Annotated in this window: 19 protein-coding genes; 8 read left to right on the top strand and 11 right to left on the bottom strand. The window is 71.2% G+C overall.

Annotated elements, in window-relative coordinates; genetic code table 11:
• Nucleotides 1-262: 262 nt before the first annotated feature.
• The 8 genes from pyrF to pyrR are packed head-to-tail and all read right to left on the bottom strand — an operon-like array spanning nucleotide 263 to nucleotide 10023.
• Complete coding sequence (gene pyrF, locus FAF44_RS30535) at nucleotides 263-955, bottom strand: orotidine-5'-phosphate decarboxylase (RefSeq protein ID WP_237106764.1); 693 nt, start codon at nucleotides 953-955, stop codon at nucleotides 263-265.
• A gap of 25 nt (nucleotides 956-980) precedes the next feature.
• Nucleotides 981-1958, bottom strand: coding sequence for a dihydroorotate dehydrogenase (locus FAF44_RS30530; protein ID WP_237106763.1), 978 nt, complete (start codon nucleotides 1956-1958; stop codon nucleotides 981-983).
• Nucleotides 1948-2799: a dihydroorotate dehydrogenase electron transfer subunit gene (locus FAF44_RS30525; protein WP_237106762.1), complete on the bottom strand. Its 852-nt coding sequence runs from the start codon at nucleotides 2797-2799 to the stop codon at nucleotides 1948-1950. The genes FAF44_RS30530 and FAF44_RS30525 overlap by 11 nt, the downstream gene beginning before the upstream one ends.
• 38 nt (nucleotides 2800-2837) lie before the next feature.
• Complete coding sequence (carB, locus tag FAF44_RS30520) at nucleotides 2838-6125, bottom strand: carbamoyl-phosphate synthase large subunit (protein WP_237106761.1); 3288 nt, start codon at nucleotides 6123-6125, stop codon at nucleotides 2838-2840.
• Complete coding sequence (gene carA, locus FAF44_RS30515; RefSeq protein ID WP_237106760.1) at nucleotides 6112-7218, bottom strand: glutamine-hydrolyzing carbamoyl-phosphate synthase small subunit; 1107 nt, start codon at nucleotides 7216-7218, stop codon at nucleotides 6112-6114. Before carA ends, carB begins: the two co-directional genes overlap by 14 nt.
• Entirely contained in the window at nucleotides 7215-8507 is a 1293-nt protein-coding gene (locus FAF44_RS30510) for a dihydroorotase (protein ID WP_237106759.1), read from the bottom strand. The genes carA and FAF44_RS30510 overlap by 4 nt, the downstream gene beginning before the upstream one ends.
• Complete coding sequence (locus FAF44_RS30505; RefSeq protein ID WP_237106758.1) at nucleotides 8504-9421, bottom strand: aspartate carbamoyltransferase catalytic subunit; 918 nt, start codon at nucleotides 9419-9421, stop codon at nucleotides 8504-8506. Before FAF44_RS30505 ends, FAF44_RS30510 begins: the two co-directional genes overlap by 4 nt.
• The gene (pyrR, locus tag FAF44_RS30500; RefSeq protein ID WP_308193407.1) at nucleotides 9418-10023 is read right to left on the bottom strand and encodes a bifunctional pyr operon transcriptional regulator/uracil phosphoribosyltransferase PyrR; all 606 of its coding nucleotides are present in this window, start codon (nucleotides 10021-10023) and stop codon (nucleotides 9418-9420) included. Before pyrR ends, FAF44_RS30505 begins: the two co-directional genes overlap by 4 nt.
• 274 nt (nucleotides 10024-10297) lie before the next feature.
• On the opposite strand from pyrR, the gene FAF44_RS30495 reads away from it, so the two are divergent.
• The 6 genes from FAF44_RS30495 to FAF44_RS30470 all read left to right on the top strand — a co-directional run bounded on the left by FAF44_RS30495 (nucleotide 10298) and on the right by FAF44_RS30470 (nucleotide 16618).
• A complete protein-coding gene (locus FAF44_RS30495; RefSeq protein ID WP_237106757.1) occupies nucleotides 10298-11542 on the top strand; it encodes an arginine deiminase in 1245 nt (414 codons plus the stop codon).
• A gap of 41 nt (nucleotides 11543-11583) precedes the next feature.
• Nucleotides 11584-12588 (top strand): ornithine carbamoyltransferase, encoded by a 1005-nt coding sequence (argF, locus tag FAF44_RS30490; protein WP_237106756.1) that lies wholly within the window; start codon nucleotides 11584-11586, stop codon nucleotides 12586-12588.
• Between the two features lies 1 nt (nucleotide 12589).
• Nucleotides 12590-13525: a carbamate kinase gene (locus tag FAF44_RS30485; protein WP_237106755.1), complete on the top strand. Its 936-nt coding sequence runs from the start codon at nucleotides 12590-12592 to the stop codon at nucleotides 13523-13525.
• Between the two features lie 10 nt (nucleotides 13526-13535).
• Nucleotides 13536-14954 carry an amino acid permease gene (locus FAF44_RS30480; RefSeq protein WP_237106754.1) on the top strand — a complete coding sequence of 473 codons (1419 nt, stop codon included), beginning with the start codon at nucleotides 13536-13538 and terminating at the stop codon, nucleotides 14952-14954.
• Complete coding sequence (locus FAF44_RS30475) at nucleotides 14955-15821, top strand: universal stress protein (protein ID WP_237106753.1); 867 nt, start codon at nucleotides 14955-14957, stop codon at nucleotides 15819-15821. It begins immediately after the preceding gene.
• A 302-nt stretch (nucleotides 15822-16123) separates the two neighbouring features.
• Nucleotides 16124-16618, top strand: coding sequence for a transcriptional regulator (locus FAF44_RS30470; protein WP_026214021.1), 495 nt, complete (start codon nucleotides 16124-16126; stop codon nucleotides 16616-16618).
• A gap of 567 nt (nucleotides 16619-17185) precedes the next feature.
• Here the strand turns inward: FAF44_RS30470 and FAF44_RS30465 are convergent.
• From FAF44_RS30465 to FAF44_RS30455, 3 genes are all read right to left on the bottom strand, one after another.
• Nucleotides 17186-17509: an SAV_6107 family HEPN domain-containing protein gene (locus FAF44_RS30465; RefSeq protein ID WP_237106752.1), complete on the bottom strand. Its 324-nt coding sequence runs from the start codon at nucleotides 17507-17509 to the stop codon at nucleotides 17186-17188.
• 605 nt (nucleotides 17510-18114) lie between these two features.
• Nucleotides 18115-18309, bottom strand: a complete 195-nt coding sequence (locus FAF44_RS30460; RefSeq protein WP_237106751.1) for a ferredoxin — start codon at nucleotides 18307-18309, stop codon at nucleotides 18115-18117.
• Nucleotides 18310-18315: 6 nt separating this feature from the next.
• On the bottom strand, nucleotides 18316-19512 hold the full coding sequence (locus FAF44_RS30455) for a cytochrome P450 (protein WP_237106750.1): 1197 nt from the start codon (nucleotides 19510-19512) through the stop codon (nucleotides 18316-18318).
• 95 nt (nucleotides 19513-19607) lie between these two features.
• Between FAF44_RS30455 and FAF44_RS30450 the strand changes: the two genes are divergently transcribed.
• Both FAF44_RS30450 and FAF44_RS30445 read left to right on the top strand, forming a co-directional pair.
• Nucleotides 19608-20213 (top strand): TetR/AcrR family transcriptional regulator, encoded by a 606-nt coding sequence (locus FAF44_RS30450; RefSeq protein ID WP_237106749.1) that lies wholly within the window; start codon nucleotides 19608-19610, stop codon nucleotides 20211-20213.
• A gap of 96 nt (nucleotides 20214-20309) precedes the next feature.
• The coding region (locus tag FAF44_RS30445) for a hypothetical protein (RefSeq protein WP_237106748.1) at nucleotides 20310-20732 on the top strand (423 nt) is incomplete at its 3' end.

Genomic DNA, 20732 nt, shown 5'->3' with positions numbered 1-20732 from the left:
CGTCGGGTCGCGCCGGTGTCGCGAAACGCAGGGATGATCACGTTCACGTCACGCGACGGTGTCCGAAACCCCGCCCACACCTGGGCCGAAACCATTCTCCGCGATCATGTGCGGGGCTCCGCACGGATGCCTTATGATCTTGTGAACCGGGCTCCGGCGGGCAGGTCCGCGGGCGGCCTCCGCGAGGGGCTCCTGACAGCCGCCGGGCCGGATCGGCCGACCGGCGTGTCAGCCTCCGGCCGGCGCTCTCGTGGCGGGGGCGTCAGGAGGCGCGCCGGAGCGAGGCGGCGATCGCCGCCGCCGCGGCTCCGGGGTCGGGGGCGTCCGTGATGGGCCGTCCGATGACCAGCAGGTCGGCGCCGTCGGCCAGGGCCTGCTCCGGGGTGGCCACGCGGGCCTGGTCCTGGGTGGCCGCGCCCGTGGGCCGCACGCCGGGCGTGATGAGCGTGATGCCCGCGCCGACCTCGGCCCGCACCGCCGGCACCTCGTTGGGCGAGCAGACCACGGCCGTGGCGCCCGCCTCGACCGACAGCGCGGCCAGGCGGCGTACGGCGTCCTCCGCGGGCCCGGCGAGGCCGATGCGCTCGAGGTCGCCCTCGGTGAGGGAGGTCAGGATGGTGACGGCGGCGATCTGGGTGTGCGGCGCGGCCTCCACGGCGGCCCTGATCATGGCGGGCCCGCCGGCCGCGTGCACGGTGAGGATCGCGGGCCGCAGCCGGGCCACCGCCCGGGACGCGCCGGCGACGGTGTTGGGGATGTCGTGCAGCTTGAGGTCGAGGAACACGCTCACGCCGCTGGCCCCCTGGACGGAGGCGATCACGTCGGGGCCGTAGCGCAGATAGAGCTCCAGGCCCACCTTGACCGTGCTGACGTGGGGCGTGACCAGGGCGGCCCAGTGGGCGGCGGTCTCCAGGTCGGGCGCGTCGAGAGCGACGGCGATGGGTGCGGGGGTCAAGACGTGCTCTCCAGAGGTTGGGGAGTCAAGGCGTGCTCTCCTCGGTATCGACTAGCAGGTGCCGGGGAGCGCTCCCCGGCGGGCGGTGCGCCAGGCCGACGGCGTCGGCCAGCCGCTGGAAACCTCGGGCCCTCAGGAGCTCCTCAAGCTCGCGCTCGATGCGCAGGCAGGCGTAGGGGTCGTGGAACAGCGCCGTGCCCACCCCGACCGCGCAGGCGCCCGCCAGGACGAGCTGGAAGGCGTCCTTGCCGGTCATCACGCCGCCGACGCCGATCAGCGGCACCCCGGGCAGCGCCGCGTGGACCTGCCAGACGCACCGCACGGCCAGCGGCAGCACGGCCGGCCCCGACAGCCCTCCGGTGACGGCGGCGAGCGAGGGACGCAGCGCCTCGGTGTCGATGGCCATGCCCAGCGGGTTGTTGATCATGGACAGCGCGTCGGCCCCGGCGTCCACGCAGGCGCGGGCGACCGAGACGATGTCGGCCACGTCGGGCGCGAGCTTGGCGACGACGGGCACGTCGTAGCGCATGATCGAGCGCACGGAGGCGATCACCTCGGCCGCGGCGCTGCCCTCGCGGGCGAAGACCCGGCCGCGGTCCTCCATGTTCGGGCAGGAGAGGTTGACCTCCAGCGCGGTCACCCCGGGCGCGTCGGCGAGCCGGCGGGCCAGCGTCGAGTACTCGGCGACGGTGCCGCCGCCGATCGAGACGATGGTCTTGATGCCCCGCTGGGCCAGCCAGGGCAGCTCGCGCTCCAGGAACGCCTCGATGCCCGGCCCCTGCAGCCCGACGGCGTTGAGCATGCCGGAGGGCGTCTCGGCCATGCGCGGCGTGGGCCGGCCCGCGCGCGGCGCCATGGTGATCGAGCGGGTGGTCAGCGCGCCGAGCCGGTGCAGGTCGAAGAACTGGGCCAGCTCCTGCCCGGAGGCGGCGCAGCCAGCGGCGGTGGTGATGGGGTTGGCCAGCTCCACGTGCGCCAGGAATGTACGCATATCAACCGACATGTCGTGCACCGCCTCCGGGGGCGCCGAGCGCGTCGAACGGGATCGTTCCCACGTCCTCGAAGCGCACCCGCTCCCCGCGGAACACCGGCCCCTCGGCACACGCCCTGACCATCCTGGTCGCCCCGTCATCACCGATGACGGGCAGCACGCACGTCATGCACACCCCGATCCCGCAGGCCATCGCCTCCTCGACCGCCACCTGCACCGGGATGTCGAACTCCATCCCCACCGCCGTCACCGCCCGCAGCGTCTCCATGGGCGCGCAGGCGTAGACGGCGTCGGCCCGCGTGTCGGCGATCACCGAGGGCAGCGCGTCGGTGACCTTGCCGCGCAGGCCCAGCGAGCCGTCCTCGGTGGTCAGCGTGGTCGTCTCGGCCATGCGGCGGGCCCGCATCGCGCCGAACACCCGTTCGGCCCCCGCGCCGCCGAGCACGAAGTCGACCCGGCAGCCCCGCGCCAGCAGCGCGTCCGCCAGCGGGAACAGCACGGCCGAGCCGTACTCGGAACCGACCAGGACGCAGTGGACCGGGTCGCGCGGCAGCGGGAAGGGCCGCCCGAGCGGCCCCACCAGGTCGAGCGTGTCACGGGCGCGCCGCTCGGCCAGCCATGAGGTGCCCGCCCCGCGGGCGGTGAAGACGAGCTCGACCGTGCCGCCGTAGTCGGCCTTCACGTCGTGGATCGACAGCGCGCGGCGCGTCACCATCGACGTGTGCGGCCCGCCCACGGCCACCGAGACGAAGTGGCCGGGACGGTAACGCTCGGCGATGCCGGGCGCCACCACCGTCAGCGCATGGTAGGCGTCGACCCGGCGCGTCGTCAGCACCGTGCCCGTCACCTGCACCGGTGTGCCGGCCAGTCGTCTTCACCTCCCGTGCGGGGTCAGCCCCGGAGTGCCTGTGCGTGCTCCTGGAGCGAGCGCACGCCGACGTCGCCGCGGACGATCGCCTGGATGCCCGCCGCCGCCGCGGCCAGACCCGACACCGTGGTGATGCACGGGATGCCGCGCAGCACGGCGGCCGTGCGGATCTCGTAGCCGTCGAGCCGCGGCCCCGACTGTCCCGGGCTGCCGAAGGGCGTGTTGACGATCAGGTCGACCTCGCCGTCGAGAATGGCCTGCACGCTCGTGGGCTCACCTCCGGGACCCGTCCCCTCGCTCTGCTTTCGCACGATCTTGGCATGGACACCGTTACGGCGCAGCACCTCGGCGGTACCCTCGGTGGCCAGAATCTCGAATCCGAGATCCGCGAGCGCCTTCACAGGGAAGATCATCGCACGCTTGTCCCTGTTGGCCACGGATACGAACGCGCGTCCCTGCGTCGGAAGCTGCCCGTAGGCACCCGCCTGGGACTTGGCGTAGGCGGTCCCGAAGAACTCGTCGATGCCCATGACCTCGCCCGTGGAGCGCATCTCGGGCCCGAGGACGATGTCCACGCCGCGGAAACGGTTGAACGGCAGCACCGCCTCCTTGACCGCGATCGACGCGTCGAGGGGCAGCGTGCCGCCGTCGCCCTCGGCGGGCAGCATGCCCTCCGCGCGCAGCGACGCGATCGACGCGCCGAGCATGATCCGGGCCGCCGCCTTGGCCAGCGGGGTCCCCGTGGCCTTGGACACGAACGGCACCGTACGGCTGGCGCGCGGGTTGGCCTCCAGGACGTACAGGATGCCGGCGGACATGGCGTACTGGACGTTCAGCAGCCCGCGCACGCCCACCCCGGCGGCGATCGCCTCGGTGGCGGCCCGGACGGCCTTGATGTCGGCGCTGCCCAGCGTGATCGGCGGCAGCGCGCACGCCGAGTCGCCGGAGTGGATGCCGGCCTCCTCGATGTGCTCCATGACGCCACCCAGGAACAGCTCCTCGCCGTCGTAGAGGGCGTCCACGTCGATCTCGATGGCCTCGTCGAGGAACTTGTCGACGAGCACCGGGTGGCCGCCCTCCTGGGCCGCCATGTACGTGGTGAGCGTCTCCTCGTCGTAGACGATGGCCATGCCGGCCCCGCCGAGCACGTACGAGGGCCGGACGAGCACGGGGTAGCCGATCTCCTCGGCGATCTCCAGCGCCTCGGCCACGGTCAGCGCGGTGCCGTGCTTGGGCGCGGGCAGCCCGGCCTCGGCCAGCACCCGCCCGAACGCGCCGCGCTCCTCGGCCAGGTGGATGGACTCGGGAGAGGTGCCGACCACGGGCACGCCCGCGTCCTTGAGCGCCTGGGCGAGCCCGAGCGGCGTCTGCCCGCCGAGCTGCACGATCACGCCCGCGACGGGGCCGGCCTGCTGCTCGGCGTGCACGACCTCCAGGACGTCCTCCAGCGTGAGCGGCTCGAAGTAGAGCCGGTCGGAGGTGTCGTAGTCGGTGGAGACGGTCTCGGGGTTGCAGTTGACCATGACCGTCTCGAACCCGGCCCTGGACAGCTCGAACGAGGCGTGCACGCACGCGTAGTCGAACTCGATGCCCTGCCCGATGCGGTTGGGCCCGGAGCCGAGGATGATGACCTTGCGCCGCTCGCCGGAGGGGACCTCGTTCTCCTCGTCGTAGGTGGAGTAGAGGTAGGGGGTCTTGGCGGCGAACTCGGCGGCGCAGGTGTCGACGGTGTTGTAGACCGGCCGCAGCCCGAGCGCGTGCCGCAGGTCGCGCACCCTGGCCTCGTCGATGCCCCGGATCTCGCCGAGCTGCACGTCGCTGAACCCGAGGTGCTTGGCCCGCTCGAGCACCTCGGCGGTCAGCTCGGGCGCCCCGGCGACCGCCTCGGCCTCCTCGTGCAGCAGGAAGAGCTGGTCGAGGAACCACGGGTCGACGCTGGTGGCCTCGTACAGCTCCTCGGGCGTGGCGCCGGCCCTGATGGCCTGCTGCATCGTGCGCAGCCGGCCGTCGTGCGGGGTGCGGCAGGCCGCGAGCAGGTCGTCCTTGGGGGCGACGTCGCCGGCCCAGGTGAAGGAGGAGCCCTTCTTCTCCAGCGAGCGCAGCGCCTTCTGCAGCGCCTCGGGGAACGAGCGGCCGATGGCCATGGCCTCGCCCACCGACTTCATGTGCGTGGTGAGGGTCTGGTCGGCGCCCCTGAACTTCTCGAAGGCGAAGCGCGGCACCTTCACCACGATGTAGTCGAGCGTCGGCTCGAAGGAGGCCGGGGTCTCCTTGGTGATGTCGTTGGGGATCTCGTCGAGCGTGTAGCCGATGGCCAGCTTGGCGGCGATCTTCGCGATCGGGAAGCCGGTGGCCTTGGAGGCCAGCGCCGACGAGCGCGACACGCGCGGGTTCATCTCGATGACGATCATGCGGCCGGTGCCCGGGTCGACCGCGAACTGGATGTTGCAGCCGCCGGTGTCCACGCCGACCTCGCGGATGACCGCGATGGCGACGTCGCGCATGTTCTGGTACTCGCGGTCGGTCAGGGTCAGCGCGGGCGCGACGGTGACGCTGTCGCCGGTGTGCACGCCCATCGGGTCGATGTTCTCGATGGAGCAGACGATGACGACGTTGTCGGCCTTGTCACGCATGACCTCCAGCTCGTACTCCTTCCAGCCGAGGATGGACTCCTCCAGGAGCACCTCGGTGGTCGGGGAGGCGTCGAGACCGGCGCCGGCGATGCGGCGCAGGTCCTCCTCCGTGTACGCGAACCCCGAGCCGGCGCCGCCCATGGTGAACGAGGGCCGCACCACCACGGGGTAGCCCAGCTCGCGCGCGCCGGCCAGGCACTGGTCCATGGTGTGGCAGATGACCGATCTGGCCGACTCGGCGTTGAGGCCGCGCTCGCGGGCGACCTTGGCGACGATCTCCTTGAACTTCTCGCGGTTCTCGCCCGCCTGGATCGCGTCGAAGTCGGCGCCGATCAGCTCGACCTCGTACTTCTCCAGCACGCCCGCCTCGTGCAGCGCCACGGCGGTGTTGAGCGCGGTCTGGCCGCCCAGCGTGGGCAGCAGCGCGTCGGGGCGCTCCTTGGCGATGATCTTCTCGACGAACTCTGGAGTGATCGGCTCGACGTAGGTGGCGTCGGCGAACTCGGGGTCCGTCATGATCGTCGCGGGGTTGCTGTTGACCAGGATCACGCGGAAGCCCTCGGCCCGCAGCACGCGGCACGCCTGGGTGCCGGAGTAGTCGAATTCGCACGCCTGGCCGATCACGATCGGCCCCGAGCCGATCACCAGGACCGACTGGATGTCCTCACGCTTTGGCACGGGTCATGACCTCGCAGAACTCGTCGAAAAGGTACGCGGCGTCGTGCGGCCCGGCGGCCGCCTCGGGGTGGTACTGCACGCTGAAGGCCCGCCCGTCGAGCAGGCGCAGCCCCTCCACGCACCGGTCGTTGAGGTTGACGTGGCTCACCTCCGCCGGCCCGTACGGGGTCTCGAAAGGCCCGTCGAGCGGCGCCTGCACCGCGAACCCGTGGTTGTGCGCGGAGATCTCCACCTTGCCCGTGCGCACGTCCTGGACCGGCTGGTTGACCCCGCGGTGGCCGTAGCGCAGCTTGTACGTGGAAAGGCCCAGGGCCCGCCCGAAGAGCTGGTTGCCGAAGCAGATGCCGAAGAACGGCACCCCGGCCTCCAGCACGGCCCGCAGCGCCGACACGTCGGCGGTGGCGGGGTCGCCGGGCCCGTTGGAGAAGAACACGCCGTCGGGCCCGACCGCCATGATCTGCTCGTACGTCGCGTCGGCGGGCAGCACGTGCACCTCGCAGCCGCGCTCGGCCATCCGGTGCGGCGTCATGCCCTTGATGCCCAGGTCGACGGCCGCGACCGTGAACTTCCTGGCCCCGATCGCCGGGACGACGTAGGGCTCCGCGGTGGCGACCTCGCGGGCCAGGTCGGCGCCCTCCATGCCGGGCGAGCGGCGGACGCGCTCGACGAGGTCCTCGACCGGCTCGGCCGGCGAGCTGAAGATGCCGGCGCGCATGGCGCCGCGCTCGCGCAGGTGCCGGGTGAGCGCGCGGGTGCCGGAGACGGCGATCCCGACCACGCCCTGCTCCTTGAGGTAGTCGTCGAGCGAGCGGTTGGCCCGCCAGTTGGAGACCACCCTGGACGGCTCGCGCACGACGTAGCCGGCCACCCAGACGCGACCGGACTCGGGGTCCTCGTCGTTGACGCCGGTGTTGCCGATGTGCGGCGCCGTCATCGCGACGATCTGCCGGTGGTAGGAAGGATCTGTGAGGGTCTCCTGGTAACCGGTCATGCCGGTGTTGAAGACCATTTCGCCGAACGTCTCGCCTTCGGCGCCGTACGGGGTTCCGTGGAAGACACGGCCGTCTTCCAGGACGAGCACCGCAGTGTTCAAACCAGCTTCCCTTCGAGAACGGTCGGCCTGCCGCGCAGGAACGTGGCCACGACCCTGCCGGGCAACGTCATCCCCTCGTAGGGGGTGTTCCTGCTCTTGGACGCGAAGGCGAGCGGGTCGACCTTGGTGCGGACGGACGGGTCGTAGAGCGTGATGTTGGCGGGGGCGCCCACCTCGATCGGCTGCCCCTGGCCGCCGAGCCGCCCGATGCGGGCGGGCACGGCGGACATGCGCTGGGCGACGCCCGCCCAGTCGAGCAGCCCGGTCTCGACCATGGCCTCCTGGACCACGCTGAGCGCGGTCTCCAGGCCGACCATGCCCATGGCCGCGGCCGACCACTCGGTCTCCTTGTCCTCGACCGGGTGGGGCGCGTGGTCGGTGGCGACGATGTCGATCGTGCCGTCGGCCAGCGCGGCCCGCAGCGCCTCGACGTCCGCGCGGGTGCGCAGCGGCGGGTTGACCTTGTAGATCGGGTTGTACGCGCCCACCGGCGACTCCTCCACGAGGTCGTCGGTGAGCAGCAGGTGGTGGGGGGTCACCTCGGCGGTGACGTTCCAGCCCTTGGACTTGGCCCAGCGGATGATCTCGACCGAGCCCTCCGTGGAGACGTGGCAGACGTGCAGCCGGGAGCCGACGTGCGCGGCGAGCAGGCAGTCGCGGGCGATGACGGCCTCCTCCGCGACCGCGGGCCAGCCGGTCAGGCCGAGCCGGCCGGAGACGACGCCCTCGTTCATCTGCGCGCCGGCGGTGAGCCTGGGCTCCTGGGCGTGCTGGGCGATGACGCCGTCGAACGCCTTGACGTACTCCAGGGCGCGGCGCATCAGCACCGCGTCGTCCACGCACCTGCCGTCGTCGGAGAAGACGCGCACGCGGGCGGCGGAGTCGGCCATCGCGCCGAGTTCGGCGAGCTGCCTGCCCTCCAGCCCGACGGTGACGGCGCCGACCGGGTGCACGTCGCAGTGGGCGAACTCGCGGCCCAGCCGCCACACCTGCTCGACCACGCCGGCCGTGTCGGCGACGGGCGAGGTGTTGGCCATGGCGTGCACGGCGGTGTAGCCGCCGCGGGCGGCGGACTGGGTGCCGGTCTGGACGGTCTCGGCGTCCTCGCGGCCGGGCTCGCGCAGGTGGGTGTGCAGGTCGACGAGGCCGGGCAGCGCGACGGCGCCCTGGCCGTCGACGTCGCCGCCGCCGGAACCGGGCAGGTCCGGCCCGATCTCGGCGATCGCGCCGTCCTCGATCCGGATGTCGGCGGGCTCGCCGCCGAGAATCCTCACGTTGCGAATGATCATGCGGTCTCTCCCCCGAGGAGCAGGTACAGGACGGCCATGCGGATGGTCACACCGTTGGCGACCTGCTCGACGATCGTGGAGCGAGCGGAGTCGGCCACCTCGGCGGCGATCTCCATGCCCCGGTTCATCGGCCCCGGGTGCATGACGATCGCCTCGTCGGTCATCTTCGCGAACCGCTCGCGGTCGAGGCCGTAACGACGGCTGTACTCGCGCTCGCTCGGGAAGTAGGCGGCGTTCATCCGCTCCTTCTGCACCCGCAGCATCATCACCGCGTCGGACTTCGGCAGCACGGCGTCGAGGTCGTAGGAGACCTCGCACGGCCAGGTGCCGATGGAGACGGGCAGCAGCGTGGGCGGGGCGACCAGGGTGACCTCGGCGCCGAGCGTGTGCAGCAGCAGCACGTTGGAGCGGGCGACCCGGCTGTGCAGCACGTCGCCGACGATGGTGACCTTGCGGCCCTCCAGCCCGCCCAGGCGGCGGCGCATGGAGAAGGCGTCGAGCAGCGCCTGCGTGGGGTGCTCGTGGGTGCCGTCGCCGGCGTTGACGACGCTGCCGTGCACCCAGTTGGCCAGGCGGTGCGGCGCGCCGGAGGCGCTGTGCCGGATGACGACGGCGTCGGCGCCCATGGCCTCCAGGGTGAGCGCGGTGTCCTTGAGCGACTCGCCCTTGGAGACGCTCGACCCCTTGGCGGAGAAGTTGATCACGTCGGCGGACAGGCGCTTGGCCGCCGCCTCGAACGAGATCCGGGTGCGGGTGGAGTCCTCGAAGAACAGGTTGACCACCGTGCGCCCGCGCAGCGTCGGGAGCTTCTTGATGGAACGTTCCGAGACCCTCGCCAGCTCCTCGGCCGTGTCGAGGATGAGCAGCGCGTCGTCCTTGGCCAGGTCTCCGGCGGAGATCAGGTGCCGGTTCACCGGGCGCCCCCCTTCATGAGCAGCACGGCGTCGCGGCCGTCGATCTCCTGCAGGTAGACCTTGACCTTCTCGCTCTTGGCGGTGGGCAGGTTCTTGCCGACGTAGTCGGCGCGGATGGGCAGCTCGCGGTGGCCGCGGTCGACCAGCGTGGCCAGTTGCACGGACGTGGGCCGGCCGAGGTCGTTGAGCGCGTCGAGCGCGGCGCGCACGGTGCGGCCGGAGTAGAGGACGTCGTCCACGAGCACGACGACCCTGCCGTCGATGCCGTCGGGGGGCAGTTCGGTGGGGCCCAGCGGGCGCACGGGGCCGCGGCGCAGGTCGTCGCGGTACATCGTGATGTCGACCGAGCCGACGGGGATCTTGACGCCCTCGAACCGCTCGATGCGTTCGCCGAGCCGGCGCGCCAGCGTCGCGCCGCGGGTGGGGATGCCCAGGAGCACGACGTCGTCGGCGCCCTTGGTGCGTTCGAGGATCTCGTGGGCGATCCGGGTCAGCGCCCGATGGATGTCGGGGGCCTCCAGGACGGCCCTGGTGTCGGGTCGTTTGCCGTCTGGCCCTGTGGTATACGACCCTTGCGGGTCGGGGCCTGCGGATTCGGACACGGCGAAGCTCACCACCTTTCCCGCCTCACAGGACGGGTCTTAAAAGGGTGTTGGTCGGGACACACAGTATCAGGGGCTACCAGGTACAACACCAGGGCCCTCCGGCGCCCCGGCACGCGGAGCGACGGCGTGGTAGCGGATCCGGCCGTTTTCCCGGATCACGTAATTTCCCGCGCCGAACCGTGTCGGAGCGGCCCGCGCGGGGCAGGTCTACCCGGCGCGCGGGGGCGGCGGACGGCGTGACTTCCGCGCCCTGGAGGGGGATACCGCAAAGATGACATTCCATGTCGATTCCGAAGTCGGGCACCTGCGGCAGGTGCTGCTGCACAAGCCCGACCTGGCGCTGAAACGGCTGACCCCGACCAGCAAGGACGCCTTCCTCTTCGACGACGTGCTGTGGGTGCAGCGCGCGATCGAGGAGCACGAGGAGTTCCAGCGGGTGCTGACGAGCCACGGCGTCCGCGTGCACCTGCTGGCCGACCTGCTCAGGGAGACGATCGACATCCCCGAGGCGCGCAAGCACATCCTCGACGGGGTGATCGACGAGCGCTGGCTCGGCCCGGTCGCCATCGACGACATCCGCAACACCCTCGACAAGATGGACTCCGCCACGCTGCAGGTCTACCTGACCGGCGGCATCACCAAGCGGGAACTGGCCGAGCTGGGCTGCGACCCCAAGGCGCTGACCTTCCACACCACGGCCGGCGACGACTTCATCCTGCCGCCGCTGCCCAACCACCTGTTCACCCGCGACACCTCGTGCTGGATCTACGACGGCGTGTCGATCAACGCGATGAAGAAGAAGGCCCGCATGCGGGAGACGGTCAACATGGAGGCCGTCTACATGTTCCACCCGACGTTCGCGGGCGGCTTCGACCGGCCAGGGCAGGGCGGCTACCACTGCTGGATGCCCGGCCAGTCGGTGGCCCCGGCCACCATGGAGGGCGGCGACGTGCTGGTCATCGGCCGCGGCGCGGTGCTGATCGGGATGAGCGAGCGCACCCAGCCGCAGGCGGTCGAGATGCTGGCGCAGCAACTGTTCCACGCCGGGTCCGCGCGGAAGATCGTGGCGCTCGACATGCCGAAGGCGCGGGCGTTCATGCATCTCGACACCGTGATGACCATGCTGGACGTGGGGGTGTTCAGCAAGTACGGGGGGCTGGGCATGCTGCCGGCGTACACGATCGAGCCCGGTGAGACCTCCAAGGAGCTCAAGGTCACCGACCATCCTCCTGAGGACATGCACCAGGCCATCGCGCACGCCCTGGAGCTGCCGGAGATCACGGTCCTGACGCCCACCCAGGACGTCTACGCGGCCGAGCGCGAGCAGTGGGACGACGGCTGCAACGGGCTGGCGCTGGAGCCCGGGGTGGTCGTGGCCTACGAGCGCAACACCACCACGAACAACTATCTGCGCGACAACGGCATCGAGGTGATCACGATCAGAGGCAGCGAGCTGGGCCGGGGACGCGGCGGGCCGCGGTGCATGAGCTGCCCGCTGGAGCGCGACGCCGCCTGACGCGCTGATTTTCGACGGGGCCACATGTTCGAGGGGGGCACATGGCCGTGGACCTGCGGGGCCGCAGTTTTCTGAAGGAGCTGGACTTCACGCCGGAGGAGTTCGGCTTCCTGGTGCGGTTGTCGGCGGAGCTGAAGGCCGCCAAGCGCGCCGGGGCCGAGCGGCAGCGGCTGCGCGGCAGGAACGTCGCGCTGATCTTCGAGAAGACGTCCACGCGCACCCGCTGCGCGTTCGAGGTGGCCGCTCACGACCAGGGGGCGCACACCACGTACCTCGACCCGGCCGGCACCCAGATCGGGCACAAGGAGTCGGTCGCCGACACCGCGCGGGTGCTGGGCCGGATGTACGACGGCATCGAGTACCGCGGCTCCAGGCAGGCCCACGTGGAGGAGCTGGCGCGGCTGTCGGGGGTGCCGGTCTGGAACGGGCTGACCGACGAGTGGCATCCGACGCAGATGCTGGCCGACCTGCTGACCATGCGCGAGCACAGCGACCGGCCGCTGTGCGAGGTGGCGCTCGCCTACCTGGGCGACGCGCGCAACAACATGGGGCACTCGCTGCTGGTGACGGGGGCCATGTTCGGCATGGACGTGCGCCTCGTCGCGCCCCGGGCGCTGTGGCCGGACCACGAGCTGGCGGTCGGCCCGGCCGAGGAGCTGGCGGCCGTGACCGGCGCCCGCATCACCGTCACCGACGACCTGGGCAAGGGCGTCAAGGGGGCGGACTTCCTCTACACCGACGTGTGGGTCTCCATGGGCGAGCCGGCCGAGGTGTGGGACGAGCGGATCAAGCTGCTGCTGCCGTACCAGGTCAACGACGCCGTGGTGCAGGCCACCGGGAACCCGTCGGTGCGGTTCATGCACTGCCTGCCCGCCTTCCACGACCGGCGCACCGCCGTCGGGCAGGACATCTTCGACAAGACCGGGCTCGACGCCCTGGAGGTGACCGAGAGCGTCTTCGAGTCGCCGCGCTCGATCGTCTTCGACCAGGCCGAGAACCGGCTGCACACCGTCAAGGCCGTCATGGTCGCGACCCTGGGAGGCTGACATGAGGGTGATCGTGGCGCTGGGCGGCAACGCCGTGCTGCGGCGCGGGCAGCGTCCCGACGCGGACGTTCAGCTCGCCAACGTCGGCGCCGCCGCCAGGACGCTCGCCCGGCTGGCGGCCGCGCACGAGCTGGTCATCACCCACGGGAACGGCCCCCAGGTCGGCCTGCTGGCCATGGAGAGCGCCAGCGACCCCAACCTGACCAGGCCGTACCCGTTCGACGCGCTCGGGGCGCAGACACAGGGCCTGATCGGCTACTGGATGCAGCAGGCCCTGCAGAACGCGCTGCCGGGCAGGCAGGTGCTGGCCATGGTCACGCGGACCCTGGTCACGGCCGTCGATCCGGCCTTCGGGGAGCCGACGAAGTTCGTCGGCCAGGTCTACGAGCGCGAGCAGGCCGAGAAGCTGGCCGCCGAGCACGGCTGGACCGTGCGGCCGGACGGCGGGCACTGGCGGCGCGTCGTGCCCTCCCCCGCGCCGCGGCGCGTCGTCGAGACCCGGCTGATCCGCCGGATGATGGGCGAGGGCGTGATCGTGGTGTGCGCGGGCGGCGGCGGCATCCCCGTCGTACGCGACGAGCGCGGCCGGCTGACCGGCGTGGAGGCCGTCATCGACAAGGACCTGACCACCGCGCTGCTGGCCGAGGCGCTCGACTGCGACGCGTTCCTGAGCCTGACCGACGTGCCGCGCGTGCTGCGCGGCTTCGGCACGCCCGAGCAGCGCGAGATCGGCCACACCACGCCGCACGAGCTGCGCGCCCTCGACTTCCCCGCCGGGTCGATGGGGCCGAAGGTGGAGGCGGTCTGCCGGTTCGTGGAGACGACCGGCGACATGGCGGCCATCGGCCGGCTGGAGGACGCCGAACGCATACTCGAGGGCTCAGCGGGAACGATCGTCACACCCAACGGCAGGTGGCCGCTGACGAGCACGTTGTAGGGGGTGTCCGATGACACTGGCCCGGCGGCTGCTCCGTACCAAGCCCACCGAGCGCATCGTGGCCGAGGGGGGTCACGGCGAGGGCGGCGACCTGAAGCGCACGATGTCGTTGTGGCAGCTCACGCTGTTCAGCGTCGGCGCGACGCTGGGCACCGGCATCTTCGTGATCCTCGGGCAGGCGGTGCCCAAGGCGGGGCCCGCGGTGGTGCTGGCGTTCGTGCTGGCGGCGATCACGGCGCTGTTCTCGGCCCTGTCGTACGCCGAGCTGGCCGGGACGATCCCGGTGTCCGGCTCGTCCTACTCCTACGCGTACGCGACGCTGGGCGAGCTGGTGGCGTGGGTCTGCGGCTGGTGCCTGATGCTCGAGTACGCGGTGTCCGTGGCGGCCGTGGCGGTGGGCTGGGGCGAGTACCTCAACTCGTTCCTGCGCTCGTTGTTCGGCTTCACGCTGCCCGACGCGATCACCCGCTCCCCCGGCCACGGCGGCGTGGTCAACGTCACCGCGATCGTCATCGTGCTGCTGGCCACGTGGCTGCTGCTGCACGGGGCCTCCGAGAGCGCCAAGGCGAACGCCTTCTTCGTGCTGATCAAGATCGCGGTGCTGCTGTTCTTCTGCGTGGTGACGTTCACCGCGTTCGAGTCGGGCAACCTCGTGCCCTTCGCACCCATGGGGGTGGCCGGCATCACGGCCGCGGCCTCGCAGGTCTTCTTCTCCTACATCGGCTTCGACGCCGCGTCCACGGCCGGTGAGGAGGCCAAGAACCCCAAGCGGGACCTGCCGCTGGCGATCATCCTGTCCCTGGTCATCGTGACGGTCGTCTACGTGCTGGTGGCGCTGGCCGCGGTCGGCGCGATGCCGTGGACCGAGTTCGACAGGAACAACACCGAGGCGAGCCTGTCCTACATCGCCGACCTGGCCGTCGGGGCCACCTGGCCCGGTCTGATCGTCTCGTTCGGCGCGGTCATCGCCATCGCCAGCGTCGTGCTCACCGTCATCTACGGCCAGACCCGCATCCTGTTCGCGATGTCCCGCGACGGGCTCATCCCCCGCGTCTTCCAGAAGGTCAACCCGCGCCGGCAGGTGCCGATCGCCAACACGCTCATCGTGGCCGCGTTCATCTGCGTGCTGGCCGGGCTGGTGCCGCTCGGTCATCTCGCCGAGGCGACCAGCATCGGCACCCTGTTCGCCTTCGCCATCGTCAACGTGGGTGTGCTCGTGCTCCGCTACCGCAGCCCCGAGCTGCCGCGCAGCTTCCGCACGCCGCTGTTCCCGGCCACGCCGGTGCTGGGCGCGATCATGTGCGTCGTGGTGATGGCGGGGCTGGCCGGGGTGACCTGGGTGGCGTTCGGGCTGTGGATGCTCGTGGGCCTGGCCTGCTACTTCCTGTACGGCTATCGCCATTCGCGGCTGAATGCCGAGGTGCGCTGAATGAAGCTCGACGACGTGCTGGCCGGATACGTCCCGGGGAACGGGGGGCGTGACGGGCTCGCCCTGGCCGTGCTGCTCAGCGAGCGGGCGCACGCGCGCCTGACGGTGGCGACCGTCCAGCCGCCCGCCCGTACGACGCCGGGGCCCGCCAGGGCCGAGGAGAGCGCCTGGCGCGCCTATCTGCGCGAGCAGGCCGAGGCGACGCTCGCCCAGGCGCGCGAGCTGGCGGGCGGACGGGCCGAGTACGTCACGCACACCCACAGGGGCAGCGGGCGCGGGCTGGTCGAGCTGGCGCGCCGGCGCGCGGCCGACGTCGTGGTGATCGGCTCGGCCCCGGGCGGCGGCAGGGGGCGTGTCTCGGTGGGCAGCACGGCCGACCAGCTCCTGCATTCCTCCTCCGTCCCCGTCCTGCTCGCGCCGCGCGGTTACGGCGCCGAGTCGCCGGCCTCCTTCGACCGCCTGACCGTCGCCTACCGCCGCGGCCCCGGTTGCGACTCGGCGGTCAGGGACGCGGCCGGCCTGGCCGCGGCGCTCGACGTGCCGCTGCGGCTGGTCACGCTGGTGATCAGCAGCGGCAGGCGGGCGAGGATCGAGGAAGAGATGCTCGTACGCCTGCGCGACCAGGCCGCGGCCGATCTGGACGCGGCGGCGCGGGGCCGGCGGCCGGGGCGGCTCGTGGAGGTCGAGGTGCTGGAGGGCCGCAACGTGGCCCAGGCGCTCGGCACGACCTCGTGGCTGCCCGGCGAGATGATCATATGCGCTTCCAGTGACACCGGGCCACTCAGGCGGGTCTTCCTCGGGGACACCTCAATCAAGATCATCAGGGCTGCGACCTGCCCGGTCATGATTCTCACCCGGCGTCCCTGACCGGGGGGAATTTCCCGTCAAAATCGGACGAAGTCACCGTTGCCAGTGGGACATGAGGGGCGTAAGTGGCGTTCCATACCGGACCGGATTCGGCATCTTTTTTCCAATCAGCTTGACCTTAGGCGTCCACCCCTTTACCGTCACTGTGCGTAACCACACCGCGCGGCGTTCTGGGGTAAACCCAGGGCCATGGCTACCGATGGTGCCGAGTCTGGCACCAGACCCCCCGGTGGCCGGGGCATATGCCGCAAGGGAGCACAATCTACTGAGAGCGCTACATACGAGAGCCGGGGGGCCACACGATGCCGTCTGAGTACGCAAAGTCGCTGGGTGCACGACTCCGCGCCATCCGCACCCAGCAGGGCCTGTCCCTGCATGGAGTCGAAGAGAAGTCGCGTGGCAGGTGGAAAGCCGTAGTCGTGGGCTCGTATGAGCGTGGCGACAGAGCGGTGACCGTGCAGAAGCTTGCCGAGCTTGCCGACTTCTACGGGGTGCCCGTCTCCGAGCTGCTGCCGGGCGGAGCCGCCCCCAGCCCGCTCGGGCCGACACCCAAGCTTGTGATCGACCTGGAGCGGCTCGCGACGCTGCCCAAGGAGAAGGCCGGCGCCCTGGCCAGGTACGCCGCCACCATCCAGAGCCAGCGTGGCGACTACAACGGCAAGGTGCTGTCGATCCGCCAGGAGGACCTGCGCTCCCTGGCCGTGATCTACGACAAGTCGCCGAGCGAGCTGACCGAGGAACTCATCAGCTGGGGCGTCCTCGACGCCGAGGCGCGCCGGGCCGTGGAGTCGTTCTGACACCTTGAGGCCCGCCGTCCGAGGGCTCGCCGTCGCGTGACGGCGAGCCTGGCCGGCCTGGTTGCTCACGCCGCCGCGCCCGGGGCTCACGAAGGCCCTGGGCGCCGGCGGTCTTTCGCGTTCCACGACCCGCACCGCGGGCACGATCCCGCCCCGGCCGTCCCTCGCGTCGGGAAGCCGCCGCACATTCCCCTTGACGGCCCGTAGACGGGCCGCAGCAGCACGCACACCCGCTGGAGGGCCGTTTTGCCTTCGGAGGCTTCGGAGGCTTCGGAGGGGAGCCGTAGCGCCGCAGAGGGGCCATACCGCCACGAACGGTTAGATGTCAGCCATGGGGAGCCTGCCGGGCGCGCAGCACGGCGCAGGACCGCGGCCAGGGCGGACCCGTCTCGGACCTGGTCGTGGCATGCCGGGATCGACACTCGACCCCGGTCGCAGGGGCCCTCACCGGAGCCCGGAGCCGACCGGTCGGCGTGCGTCCGCGACACCTGCCGCGGCGGCACCTGGCGCGCACGCGTTCTCCCGGCCACCGGCATCGGCGACCGTCGTGATGCGCACCCGCGAGACTCAGCCGGCCAGCGGCACGCTGCCCGGAAGTTGCGGCTGGCTCGGGACGCCCAGCAGGCCCTCGATGGTCGAGACGAACGTCTCGGCCTCGGCGAGGATCTCGTCGGCGTCGGCCGCGCTGACCCGGCGCACCATGCCCGCCTCCGCGGCGGCGCGCTTGGCGGCGGTCGTGGCGAAGTAGGCGGCCCACTGCGCCAGGTGCGGCTCCGCCTCCGGCAACAGCTCCCAGGCGCTGCGCAGCCGCCTGCGCCGGCCTTCCATGGGCTTCGGACGGGCGGCCAGGATCGCCGCCGCCGCGCGCAGGGCCGCCAGGTGGGCGGCCACGTAGCGGGACGCCGGAGTTCGGGCGCCGGCCGCTTCCGCCAGACAGGAACGTGAATCGGTCAGGTGTGCCCGAACCGCAGCCGACAGCCGGGGCCCGGGCGTTTCTCTAGGCCGTGGTGCCATCTTGCGCGCCTCCTCTGGAGTCGTGGGCGGCGGCCGGCGTCTCCGCCGGTGGAGCCAACAATCGCAGACGCCACCGACATTTCCGCCGGGCCGGCCGGACGAGGAGCTTCCCCTCTCCCCGTCCGGCCAGGACACGCCCGATCGTCTCCGCCGACGACGAGGACGCGCCCTCCGCCCGTGGAGCCTGACCGCGGGCCGTTCGCCTAGGGAAGCGCACGGCCCGCGATCAGGTCCGGGTGACGTTGAGCCGCGAGCCTCACCGTCACTAGGTCGAACATAATTTCGATCACGCCCCGCTGTCAACCGATCCACGAACATAGGTTCGATGACCATGAAGGGAAAGCATCGACGCGCGACGGAGGCCGTCCGGCCGTACCGCGAACCGAGCAGGTCGGACCGGGCGGACCGGGCGGCGCGCACGAAAAAGCCGCCGCCGCGAGAATCGGGCCGCGGCGACGGCGAGGCGGTGTGTCAAGACGATGTCAGGGCGAGATCGAGATGGCTCCCGACGGGCAGAGCGTCACAGCGCGGCGCACGGCTTCCTCCAGCTCCTGCGGCGGCACGTCCTGCAGGAGCACCACCGTGCCCTCTTCCTCGCTCTGGTCGAACACCTTCGGCACCGTCAGCGCGCACATTCCCGCGCCGATGCACACCGTCGTATCTGCCTGGATTTCCATCGCGACCTACCAAGTGACAGGGAGGCGGTGCACTCCGTAAATGCTCATGTCTGAGCGCATCGGCACCTCCGCGGGCGTTACGGCCAAGCGTAGGCCAGGAAAGCGGCGCAGCAGCGCAGGGTAGGCGATGCGCATCTCCGCGCGGGCGAGCTGCTGGCCGAGGCACTGGTGGATGCCGTGGCCGAAGCTCAGGTGACCGCTCGCGGGCCGGGAGACGTCGAGCTGGTCGCCGTCGGGGAACCGGGAGGAGTCGCGGTTGACAGTGGGCAGGTGGAGGGTGATCGTCTCGCCGGCCTTGATCGAGGCGCCCTCGATCTCGACGTCCTGGAGCGCGGTGCGGATCGGGCCGAGGTGGATGATCGTGAGGTAGCGCAGCAGTTCCTCGACGCCGTTCTCGGCGACCGACGGGTCGTCACGCATGGCGGCGAGCTGGGCGGGGTTCGTGAGCAGCGCGTACGTCCCCAGCCCGAGCATGTTCGCGGTCGTCTCGTGCCCGGCGACGAGCAGCAGCATGCCGACCCCGGTGAGCTCCTCGTCGGTCAGCTCCCCGCTCTCGACGAGCCCGCTGAGCAGGTCGTCGGCGGGCTCCTTGCGCTTGCGCTGGACCAATCCGTGCAGGTACGCCGTGATGTTGCCGAGCGCCGCGATCGCGTCCTCGACCTTGGTCTCCAGGTTGGCCAGCACCTTGGTGTTGGCCTGGAACTGCACGCGCTCCTCGTACGGCACCCCGAGCAGCTCGCAGATCACCAGCGACGGGATCGGCAGCGCGAACTCCTGGACGAGGTCCACGGACGGCCCGGCGGCCTCCATGGCGTCGAGGCAGGCGTCGGTGATCTCGGCGATCCGCGGTTCGAGCATCTTCATCCGCCGCACCGTGAACTGCCCGGTCAGCAGCTTGCGGAAGCGGGTGTGCTCGGGCGGGTCCATGCGCAGGAAGAACCCGGGCGGCACCTTGAGCTTCCCCCCGTCGGCCACCGCCCGCATCCTGCTGGAGTCGATCGGGGGGTGCATGTCGTCGGGCGTGTTGCTGAAGTGCGGGCTCGCCAGGACCGCGCGGGCCGCCGCGTAGCCGGTGACGAGCCAGCCCTGGTGGCCGTCGGCGTAGGTCATGCGGTGGATCGCCGCCTGTTGCCGCAGCTCTTTGAGCTCGTCGGGCGGGTCGAGCGGGCGCTGGCGGATGGTGGGCAGAGTGAGTTCGGACATGTTCCGCTCCTTCCAGGCTCTCCCCTCCAGAAAACATCAATCAGTGCAAAATTGCAACGGGTGAAAAGAATAAGGGCGTGCAGTATAGTTCCGACATGGTGGAAGGACTGCGGGAGCGCAAGAAGCAGCGCACACGCCAGGCGCTGATCGAGTCGGCGCTCCGGCTGTTCGCGGAGAAGGGCTACGAGGAGACCACGCTCGCGGAGATCGCCGCGCAGGCGGACGTCTCGACCCGCACCTTCTTCAGCTACTTCGCCGGCAAGGAGGACGTGGTCTTCTACGACACCCCGTCCCGGCTGGAGCTGGCGGAGACGATCCTCAGGAGCAGGCGGCCCGACGAGACGGTCACCGGCGTGCTGATGAGGCTCATCGACGAGAGCTTCCGGCACATGGCCTCCTACGAGGACATCTCGTTCGAGGACTCGGCGCTGCGCGTGCGGCTGATCCTCACCGAGCCCGCGTTGCAGGCACGGGCGCTGCTGCTGCTGTTCGACACCCAGGTGAAGCTGGCCAAGGCGCTGTACGAGGCGTTCCCCCGGCTGACGCCGGTGGAGGCGTCGGCGGCGGTGGGGGCGCTGGTCGGGGCGATCAAGCTGACGGTGATGACCAACCTGGAGCACCAGAACTCGTTGCAGGACCTCGTCGACACCGCCCGCCTCGGGGCCGAGGTCGCGATCGCCGGTCTGCGTTCGCTCGACTGACGGAAGCCGCGTCCGGTTCGCCGCCTCTCGGTTGGAAAGTTCCGCGCACTGTCTGAGAAGCTGTTCCACGCGACGACGGGCGAGAGGGGAGCGCCGATGGCGGGGAGGAGCGGACCGGCCGGGCTGGTGCTGTCGGCTCTGGGGCCGGTCCTGGTGGCGGCATACGTGGGAGCCGGCCACGTGGCCATCCGGGCGGCGGTGCGGACCCAGATCGCCGGCCCCGAGTGGGCGGGCGGCCGGATCGACGCCTCGGGGATGACCTCCCTGGGCGTGGACGCGTGGCGGGTGACCTGGTGGACCGCGACGTTCGTCGGCCTGGTGGCGGTGGCCTACGCGGTCTTCGGGCTGCTGCTGCACCGCGCGAGCCGGGGCCGCACGCCGATCCTGGTGGTCTCCGGCGTGCTCAGCGTCCCGTACGCGCTGGGCGCGGTGTTCGCGATGATCAATCCCGTCGCGCTGCTGGCGTACGACTCCCCCGACTTCCTCGCCGGCCTGCCCGGGTGGCAGGGGTACGCGGCC

The organism is Nonomuraea sp. MG754425, from assembly GCF_021699195.1.
In the GTDB taxonomy this organism is placed as follows: Bacteria; Actinomycetota; Actinomycetes; order Streptosporangiales; family Streptosporangiaceae; genus Nonomuraea.
This window is presented reverse-complemented; position numbering and strand designations above follow the sequence as displayed.